Source organism: Streptomyces sp. 11-1-2, from assembly GCF_003595545.1.
Lineage (GTDB): Bacteria > Actinomycetota > Actinomycetes > Streptomycetales > Streptomycetaceae > Streptomyces > Streptomyces hygroscopicus_B.
The window spans coordinates 3,003,054-3,011,023 of the sequence record NZ_CP022545.1; the positions used below are offsets into that span (position 1 = coordinate 3,003,054).

General features: G+C 71.2%; 6 protein-coding genes. 2 read left to right on the forward strand and 4 right to left on the reverse strand.

All coding sequences use genetic code 11. The features are described 5' to 3' along the window. Positions 1 to 18: 18 nt before the first annotated feature. Positions 19 to 765 (reverse strand): class I SAM-dependent methyltransferase, encoded by a 747-nt coding sequence (locus tag CGL27_RS12595; RefSeq protein ID WP_119986641.1) that lies wholly within the window; start codon positions 763 to 765, stop codon positions 19 to 21. A 259-nt stretch (positions 766 to 1,024) separates the two neighbouring features. Between CGL27_RS12595 and CGL27_RS12600 the strand changes: the two genes are divergently transcribed. Both CGL27_RS12600 and CGL27_RS12605 read left to right on the forward strand, forming a co-directional pair. Beyond that, a complete protein-coding gene (locus CGL27_RS12600; RefSeq protein WP_119986643.1) occupies positions 1,025 to 2,434 on the forward strand; it encodes an MFS transporter in 1,410 nt (469 codons plus the stop codon). After that, positions 2,431 to 3,654 carry an FAD-dependent monooxygenase gene (locus CGL27_RS12605; protein WP_119986645.1) on the forward strand — a complete coding sequence of 408 codons (1,224 nt, stop codon included), beginning with the start codon at positions 2,431 to 2,433 and terminating at the stop codon, positions 3,652 to 3,654. The genes CGL27_RS12600 and CGL27_RS12605 overlap by 4 nt, the downstream gene beginning before the upstream one ends. 7 nt (positions 3,655 to 3,661) lie before the next feature. On the opposite strand, the gene CGL27_RS12610 is transcribed toward CGL27_RS12605, so the two are convergent. From CGL27_RS12610 to CGL27_RS12620, 3 genes are read right to left on the reverse strand one after another with little or no spacing between them, the layout of a single operon-like run. Beyond that, the gene (locus CGL27_RS12610; protein ID WP_119986647.1) at positions 3,662 to 4,357 is read right to left on the reverse strand and encodes a response regulator transcription factor; all 696 of its coding nucleotides are present in this window, start codon (positions 4,355 to 4,357) and stop codon (positions 3,662 to 3,664) included. Further along, the gene (locus CGL27_RS12615; protein ID WP_119986649.1) at positions 4,354 to 5,694 is read right to left on the reverse strand and encodes a sensor histidine kinase; all 1,341 of its coding nucleotides are present in this window, start codon (positions 5,692 to 5,694) and stop codon (positions 4,354 to 4,356) included. The genes CGL27_RS12610 and CGL27_RS12615 overlap by 4 nt, the downstream gene beginning before the upstream one ends. Before the next feature lie 7 nt (positions 5,695 to 5,701). Next, complete coding sequence (locus CGL27_RS12620; RefSeq protein ID WP_119986651.1) at positions 5,702 to 7,969, reverse strand: MMPL family transporter; 2,268 nt, start codon at positions 7,967 to 7,969, stop codon at positions 5,702 to 5,704. Between the last annotated feature and the right edge of the window lies 1 nt (position 7,970).

A 7,970-nucleotide genomic window follows, 5' to 3' on the forward strand; every position in this document is an offset into this window, starting at 1 on the left:
GCAACGTCACCGTGGGGATCAGGGGCTCCGCCGCAGTACGAGGGTGACGAAGCCGAGGGTGCCGCGGTAGCCGTGCAGCCAGCCCGTGCGGTGTTCGGCGGCGGCCTTGTACGTGTCCAGGGCGTCGGGTTCGTCGCGGTGGTCCAGGGCCCAGCGGGACAGTGAGCCGGTCCATGACCACTCGTAGTCGTCCCACTCCCCCGCCGTGCTGACGTGGCCGTAGACAGGTGTCCAGCCGTCGGCGGTGACGCGGTCCACGGTGGTGGCGAGATCGGCGTAGTCGTCCCAGGTGGCGCCCAGGGCCGAGAGGGCGGCGGCGTCGGGTTCGCGCTCCCAGAAGCCGTCGCCCATGACGACATGGCCGCCCGGGGCGAGGAGTTCACGCGCCGCCGCGAGGGTGGGCAGCAGCCCGCCGAAGGCGTGCGCGGCGCCGACGCTCAGCACCAGGTCGAAGCGGTGCGCCGAGGCGAACACGGAGGCGTCCATCTCGTGGAGGACCAGCCGGTCCGCGACGCCGGCTTCCTCCGCGCCCTCGCGTGCCTGTTCCAGGGCCGCGGTGTGGATGTCCACCCCCTCGGCGTGCATCCACGGATAGCGGACCAGAAGCCGCCGCAGCCAGGCGCCGCCTCCACAGCCGAGGTCGAGGGCGCGGTCGGCCTCGTCCGCCACCGCCCGGTCGAGCAGTCGGGCCACCGACTCGTCGGCGAGCGGGGCGGCGATCGGGTGGTCGGCGTGCGCGAGCTGGGATCTCCGTTGACGGTCCATCCGCTCAGCGTGCCAAGGTCCGTCCCCCACCGCAGCTGCTTTATCAGTGAACGGCTCGGTTCGCTCCCAGGGTGGTTGGTCCGCCGCGACCCACGTCGGCCTGTGGTGCGTAGGCACCAGGACACCTGAGCGGCTGGTCCGGGTGCACCAGGGGAAGACGGCGGCGGGAGACGATGCCCGGCCGGGCGCCGGAAGGAAGGGTTGGAAGCGCGTGGTTCTCGCGCATTCCCCTTGCCTGACGGTGTCTGGAAGGACGTCCATGTCCCTAGCTGTAGCTTCCCCGGTCCGCATCGGGAGGCTGTCGATCGGTGCCCTCGGCATCCTGGCGCTCGCCCTCGGCACTCTGCAGTCCGTGGTGGAGCCCGCGCTCCCGCAGTTGCAGCGTGAGCTGGGGGTCAGCCCATCCGAAGGGGCGTTGATCGGCAACACCCTGCTCATCACCGGCGCGGTCATCACACCCGTCGCGGGCAAACTCGGCGACCGCTTCGGCGGAAAGCGGGTGCTGGTCTGGCTGATGGCCGTGGTCTCGGCCGGTGGTCTGCTGGCGAGCCTGGCGCCGGACCTGCCGGTGTTGTTGCTCGGTCAGATATTGCAGGGCGTCATGGTGGGCGCGCTGCCCCTCTCCTTCATCCTGGTGCGCAAAAACCTCCCCGCACGGGCGTCACAGGTGGCGATCGGGCTGGTCATGGCGCTGTTCACGGGCGGCGGCATGGTGGGAACGCTGATCGCCGGGCCGCTCTCGGAAGAGCTGTCCTGGCATTGGATGTTCGCGCTGCCGACGATCGTGATCATCGCGACGACGTTGGTCCTGATGCGGCTGATGCCGCATGATCCGCCGATCGCGTCGGACGACAGGATCGACTGGCCGGGCGTGGCGCTGCTGAGCGGCACGTTGCTCGTGTTCATGATCGGGCTCGTCAGGGTGATGGGCGATGGTCTGCCGCCCCTCGCGGTCGTTGCCCTCATCCTTCTCGTGGCCGCCCTCGCGACCGCGTGGGTCACCGTCGAGCGCCGGGCGGCCTCGCCGATGGTCGATCTGCGCATGCTGGCCAAGCCCGCGATGTGGCATTCGTCCGTGCTCACCTTGGTCGTCACCACCAGCTTCGGGATGGTGGCCTTTCTGCTGCCGCAGATGTTCGCGATACCGGCCGGCGGATACGGCTTCGGGCTCAGCACCACCGACATCGGACTGCTCCTGCTGCCCGGCGCCATCGCCGGGGCGGTGAGCGATTCGGTGGGCGGGGTCGTGGCGCGGCGTTTCGGTCTGCGTGCCGTGCTCGCCGGGGGTGCCGTCGTCACGGCGGCCACGACGATCGCTCTGGCGTCGCTGCACGCCGCGGCATGGCAGCTCGTCGTCGCGAAGGCGCTGGCCGCGATCGCCGCGGGCGTCGCCAGTACGGCGTTGCTCACCCGCGCCGCCGCCGCCGTCGACACCGGGGACACCGGCATCGCCACCAGCCTGCTCGTGGTGACACGCGTGATCGGCGTCGCCCTGGGCTCTCAGGTCGGCGGCGCGATCCTCGACTCCGGGGCCGACTCGAAGACGGGCCTGCCGACCGAATCGGCCTTCGTCACAGGTTTCGTCACCGCCGGTCTCGTCGCCGCGTTGGCACTGCTCATTGTCCGTATCACGAAGATCCGTAACACGCAGAATGGAGCCCAGGCATGACATCTACCGGTCTGTCGATGGACGTGCGTACCACCGCGAAGCGCACGGTTCTGATCTCCGGGGCCAGTATCTCCGGACCCGCGCTGGCGTACTGGCTGCACCGGTCCGGATGCGCGGTCACCGTGGTGGAGAAGGCAGGCGCACTGCGCGCCGGTGGTTACCCGATCGACATCCGCGGTACCGCGATAGAGGTGGTCCGGCGGATGGGCATACTGCCGCGACTGCGGGACGCGCACATCGACTCGCGCCGCTGCACGTTCCTCGACGCCGATGGCAGCGAAGTGGCCTCGCTCAACCCGAGCGCCGTTGCCGGCGGTGTCGAGGGACAGGACCTCGAAGTGCGTCGTGGGGATCTGGCGGCGAGCCTGTACGGAAAGGTCCGCGACGATGTGGAATTCCTGTTCGGCGACTCCATCGACACCCTCGACCAGTCCGGACAAGGGGTCGACGTGACGTTCCACAGTGGGCAACGGCGCACGTTCGACCTGGTGGTCGGCGCCGACGGGATGCATTCACAGACCCGGGAGTCCCTGTTCGGCCCCGAGGAACAGTTCCACCACTACCTCGGCTACTGCTTCGCCATCTTCACCATGCCGAACACCTTCGGGCTCTCCCGCGAGGTCATGATGTGGAACACCCCGGGGAGGGCCGCGGCCCTCTACGCCGTCGGGGACAACGACGAGCTGCACGCCTTCCTGAACTTTCACCAGCCGGAGCCGCCGCTCGATGTCCTCCGGAACCCCGACGCCCAGCGGGACCTGGTCGCCACGGTCTTCGCGGGCGCGGGATGGCAGGTCCCTGGCATGGTCAAAGCCCTGCGCGAGGCGGATGACCTGTTCTTCGACACGGCCGGTCAGATCCGCATGCCCCACTGGTCCAGCGGTCGCGTCGCGCTCGTCGGCGACGCCGCGTACGCACCCTCGTTCCTTACCGGACAAGGCTCGAGCCTCGCGCTGGTCGGCGCCTACATGCTGGCCAACGCCCTGGCCACGCACCGGGACCACACTGCGGCGTTCGCCGCCTACGAACGCGACGTTCGCGACTTCGTCGCCATGAATCAGGCACTGGTCGACAAGGGTGGGGCCACGCTCTTCCCCACCACCGCGCAGGCGCTGGAGCAGCGCAACACCAGGCTGCGGGGCCTCGTCACCCTGCCCTCCGCGCCGGCCCGACCGGCCCACTCGGCCCTTACGCTGCCCGCATTCGCCACGATGCCGTGACCTCGGACTACGACAGGGGGTCGGCCCCGCCGCCGTCGGGGGCGGCGTGGGCCAGGCCCGTCCGGTAGGCGATGACGACGAGTTGCGCCCGGTCGCGGGCCTCCAGCTTCGTCATGGCGCGCTGCACATGGGCGCGGACCGTGAAGGGGCTGAGGAACATCTGCTCGGCGATCTCCTGGTTGGACAGACCGGTCGCGACCAGGGCCACCATCTCGCGTTCGCGCGGGGTGAGCACGGCGAGCCGTTCGGCATGGCGGGGCGGGGCGTCGGCCGGTGTGGCCAGGAAACGGGCGACCAGGGAGCGGGTCGCGGCGGGGGACAGCAGCGTGTCGCCGTCGGCGATCGTACGCACGGCGGCCAGCAGGTCCTCGGCCCCGATGCCCTTGCCGATGAAGCCGCCGGCCCCCGCGCGCAGCGCCTGCGCGACATACTCGTCGGTCTCGTACGTGGTGAGGATCAGGATGCGGCTGGCACGCAGTTCCGGGTCCGCGCAGATCTCCGTTGTGGCGGCGAGACCGTCCACCTCGGGCATGCGGATGTCCATGAGCACCACGTCCGGCCGCAGTTGCCGGGTGAGTCGCACCGCCTCCCTGCCGTCGGCGGCCTCGCCGACCACGGTGATGTCGTCGGCGGAGTCGAGAAGCAACCGGAAGGCCCCGCGCAGCAGGGCCTGATCGTCGGCGAGCAGCACCCGGAGCGTCACGGCGCATCCCCGGCCTCTCCGCCGCCCGTCCGTACGTCGTCTGTCCGTCCGTCGTCTGTCGCTTGGTCGGCCATCCGTCCCTCGATGGTGGTCACTCCGTCCGTTCTCCGCGTCGTGTCCTTGGCGGGCGGGAGGGGCAGCTCGGTGGAGACGAGGAAGCCGCCCTCCGGGCGCCTGCCCGCGGAGAGGTGTCCCCCGACCGCGGTGGCGCGCTCCCGCATCCCGATCAGACCGTAACCGGGCGGACGCTCCGGCATCGTGGGCGCACTCCGTCCCGTGGACGCGCTCGGTCCCGTACGGCCGCCCCTTCCGTCGTCGGCGACGGTGATGGTCACGCGGTCGCGGTTCCAGGCGAGGCCCACCCGGGCGCTACCGGTACCGGCGTGCTTGGTCACGTTGGTCAGGGCCTCCTGGACGATGCGGTAGGCGGTGAGGTCCACTCCCGGCGACAGCGGCCTGGCCGTGCCCTCCTGGTGCACCGACACCTCCAGACCCGCGCGGCGGAAGGACTCGAGGAGTGTGGGAAGCCGGGACAGCCCGGGCGCCGGATCGCCGGGCGTGGCCGCGTCCCCGGACTGACGCAACAGACCGACCGTGGCCCGCAGTTCGTCGAGTGCGTGGCCGGTGGTCTCGACAAGCTCCGTCAGGCTCTTGCGGGTCTGCTCCGGGCGGGCGTCGAAGAGGTGGGCGGCGACCGAGGCCTGCGCGTTGGCCAGGGTGATCTGATGGGCCACGAGGTCGTGCAGTTCCCGGGCGATGCGCACCCGTTCCTCGGCCACTCTCCGGAGCGCCTCGCTCTCCCGGCTCTCCTCGGCCCGCTGGGCCCGCTCCTCCACGGCCGCCAGATAGGCCCGCCGGTTCTGCACCGCGTGCCCGAGTAAGGCGGCCACCAGCGGGAACGCCGCCACCGCCCCCACCCTGCTCGCGTCCTTCCACGAGAGGGCCCCGAACAGGGGGATGGAGGCGACCAGCAGCGCCACGGAGGTGAGCGACACCGCGCTCGTCGCGTGCCGTTCGGTACGCGCGGTGAGCGAGTAGGCGGTGATCACGGCGGGGGCCACGATGAGCGGGCTCAGCAGGAGGTCCAGGAACGGCACCAGCACACCGCTCGCGGTGGTGGCCGCCATGGCGGCCAGGGGCGCCCGGTGCCGCACCGGCAGCACGGCACAGGACACCACGGCGATGAAGTAGGCGGCGGCGGGCGGCAGTGACAGCGTGCGGCCGTCTTCCTGGAGCGCGCCGCCGAGCAGACAGAGCGCGAACGCCGTCGCGGTGATCGCTCCCTCCCGCCACCACGTGCCGCGTGGTCGCGGGCCACCGCCACCTGTGTTCGTCATGACCGGCTCAGCCCTGGTGCCGGCCGACGGGGAGCGGCGGAACCGCTGTGTCCGGCACGGTCGCGGAGGCCGGGACACGCCTGGTCAGTGCCTCACCCTCGATATCCACATTCGGCAGCACACGGTCGAGGATACGGGGCAGCCACCAGGCCCGGTGGCCGAGCAGTGCCAGGACCGCGGGCACGATCGCCATCCGGACCACGAAGGCGTCGAAGAGGACGGCGGCGGCCAGGCCGACGCCCATCGTCTGGATGGTCGGGCTGCTCATCCCGACGAATCCGGCGAACACGCTGATCATGATGATCGCCGCCGCGGCCACCACCCGTCCGCTGTGCCGGAAACCGCCCACGATCGCCTCGCCGGGGGACGCGCCGTGGACGTAGGCCTCCCGCATCCGGGTGAGGAGGAAGACCTCGTAATCCATGGCGAGGCCGAACACTATGCCAATGATGAGAATCGGCATCAGCGACATGACCGGTCCGGTCTGCTCGATGCCGAGCAGGTCCGCCGCCCAGCCCCACTGGAAGACGGCGACGAGGACGCCGAAGGCGGCACCCACCGACAGCAGGAAGCCGAGCGCGGCCTTGACCGGGACCAGGACCGAGCGGAAGACCACCAGCAGCAGGAGCACCGCCAGGCCGATGACCACGGTCAGGTAGGGGATGAGGGCGTCGGACATGGCTTCGGAGATGTCGATGTTCATCGCGGTGGTGCCGGTCACCAGGATGGTGGCGCCCGTGTCGGCCTCGACGCCGGAGACCGCGCCCCGGATCGCGTGCACCAGGTCCTTGGTCTCGCCGCTGTTCGGCGCGGTCCGGGGGACGGCGGTGAGGATGGCCGTGTCCTTGGTCCGGCTGAGAACCGGATCACCGACCGAGGCGACCCCGTCCACTCCCCGTACGGTCTTGACGACCTGGTTCGTGGTGGACCGGGTGTCCGCGTCCCCCGAGGACGCTGATGTGTCCACGACCACGGTCAACGGGCCGTTGAAGCCGGGGCCGAAGCCTTCCGACAGCAGGTCGTAGGCACGGCGCTGGGTGGTCTCGACCGACTTGGACTCGTCTCCGGGCAGCCCGAGTTCGAGGCTCAGCGCCGGTAGGGCGACGGCGCCGAGACCGAGTCCGGCGATCATCAGCACGGCCACCGGACGGCGCAGCACGAACCGCGCCCAGCGGGTACTGAGCCCGGGCCGGCCGGCCGCGGTGGGCACCGGGTGCGGGCCCTCGCCTCCCGACCGGCGATCCGAGGATGCCTTGCGGTGGGCGCGGGGCAGGATCCGCCGGCCGAAGAGGCCGAACAGCGCGGGGACCAGGGTCAGTGCGACGAGTACGGCAAGGGCCACGGCGCCCGCGCCGCCCATGCCCATCTTGGTGAGTTCGGGGATTCCGACGACCCCCAGCCCGACCAGGGCGATGAAGACGGTCGCGCCGGCGAAGACGACGGCGGATCCGGCCGTGCCCACCGCCCGGCCGGCGGCCTCCTCCGGCTCGCTGCCCTGGGCGCACTCGTCGCGGAAGCGGGAGGTGATGAAGAGTGCGTAGTCGATGCCGACCGCCAGCCCCAGCATCAGCGCCAGGATGGCGACGGTGGACGTCAGGCCCAGCGGTACGGCCAGCGCGGAGACCAGGCCGAAGGCGATGGCCACGCCCAAGAGGGCGGTCAGCAGCGACAGTCCGGCCGCGACCAGCGACCCGAGGGCGAGGACCAGCACCACGGCCGCCACCGCCACGCCGATGAGTTCCGTCGTACCGCCCGGCTCCTCTTCCGCGTCGAGGGCCGAGCCGCCGATCTCGACGGTCAGCCCGGCGTCCCGGGCCTGGTTCGCGGCGTCCTCGAGGGCGCTCTTCGTCGACTCGGTCAGGTCGACGGCGCCCTCGGTGTAGGTGATCGTGGAGTAGGCGATGGTGCCGTCCTCGCTGACCGCGCCGCTCTCGTAGGGGTCGGTGGTCGACGCGACCTGATCGCCCCCGTCCAGCGAGCCGAGCGTGTCCTGGACGGCCGCCTTGTTCTCCCTGGCCGTCACCCGCTGCCCGTCCGGGGCCCGGAACACCAAGCGGGCCTCGGCGCCCTGGGAGTTGCTCTCGGGGAAGCGCTCGTCCAGCAGGTCGAACGCCTTCTGCGATTCGGTGCCGGGCATGGAGAGGTCCTCTTCCTCCCCGGCCGGGGCCATGGCGGCGGCGGCCAGGGCCAGCAGCAGGGCGCCCAGCCACAGACCGCCCACGAGCCGGCGCCGCCGGAAGGCCCACCGTCCGATCCGGTAAAGAAATGTCGCCACC

What these genes read in the sequence shown, in the direction of transcription:
- CGL27_RS12605 (WP_119986645.1), top strand. Translation starts at nt 2,431, where the DNA reads ATGACATCTACCGGTCTGTCGATGGACGTGCGTACCACCGCGAAGCGC.
- CGL27_RS12615 (WP_119986649.1), bottom strand. Translation starts at nt 5,694, where the DNA reads ATGACGAACACAGGTGGCGGTGGCCCGCGACCACGCGGCACGTGGTGG.
- CGL27_RS12595 (WP_119986641.1), bottom strand. Translation starts at nt 765, where the DNA reads ATGGACCGTCAACGGAGATCCCAGCTCGCGCACGCCGACCACCCGATC.
- CGL27_RS12600 (WP_119986643.1), top strand. Translation starts at nt 1,025, where the DNA reads ATGTCCCTAGCTGTAGCTTCCCCGGTCCGCATCGGGAGGCTGTCGATC.